At 69.1% G+C, this 605-nt stretch carries 1 protein-coding gene; it reads right to left on the bottom strand.

Annotated features, from left to right (window positions below):
- The coding region (locus ABFY07_RS42815; RefSeq protein ID WP_346179629.1) for an MFS transporter at positions 1-605 on the bottom strand (605 nt) is incomplete at both ends.

Here is a 605-nt window from a genome sequence, read left to right as displayed (position 1 = left end):
CGTTGAGCAGCCCGGAGCGGTTCAGCTGCAGCTGCTCGGTGCCGTAGGTGAGCACGAAGGTGGTGAAGATGTAGAAGGGCGCCTGCTCCGAGAGTCGCACGAAGGCCGAGGTGACGATCTCGCGCCACTGCGTGCGCAGGGCTTCCACGATCGGCATCCGGTGCACGGTCTTCTTCTGCTTGACCGCCGCGAACTCCGGGCTCTCCAGCACCTTCAGCCGCACGTACAGCCCCACTGCGACGAGCAGGATGCTGGCCAGGAACGGCACCCGCCAGCCCCACGTCAGGAACCCCGGACCGGTGGTCGACGACATGAGCTGCACCAGCGCCGTCGACAGCAGCAGGCCGAGCGGGACCCCGAGCTGCGGCCAGCTGGCCATGAAGCCGCGCCGCTTCGTCGTGCCCCACTCCATGGCGAGCAGCACCGAGCCGCCCCATTCGCCGCCGACCGCGACGCCCTGCAGGATCCGCAGGACGGTCAGCAGGATCGGCGCGGCGATGCCGATCGCGGCGTACGAGGGCAGCAGCCCGATGAGGGCCGTGCCGATCCCCATCAGCAGCAACGTGACGATCAGGGTGGACTTGCGGCCGATCCGGTCCCCGTAG

Origin of the sequence: Streptomyces sparsogenes subsp. cuspidosporus (assembly GCF_039532705.1) — a bacterium.
GTDB classification, from domain to species: Bacteria; Actinomycetota; Actinomycetes; order Streptomycetales; family Streptomycetaceae; genus Streptomyces; species Streptomyces sparsogenes.
Note: the sequence above shows the minus strand (reverse complement) of the source record. Positions and strands in the feature narration are given on the sequence as shown.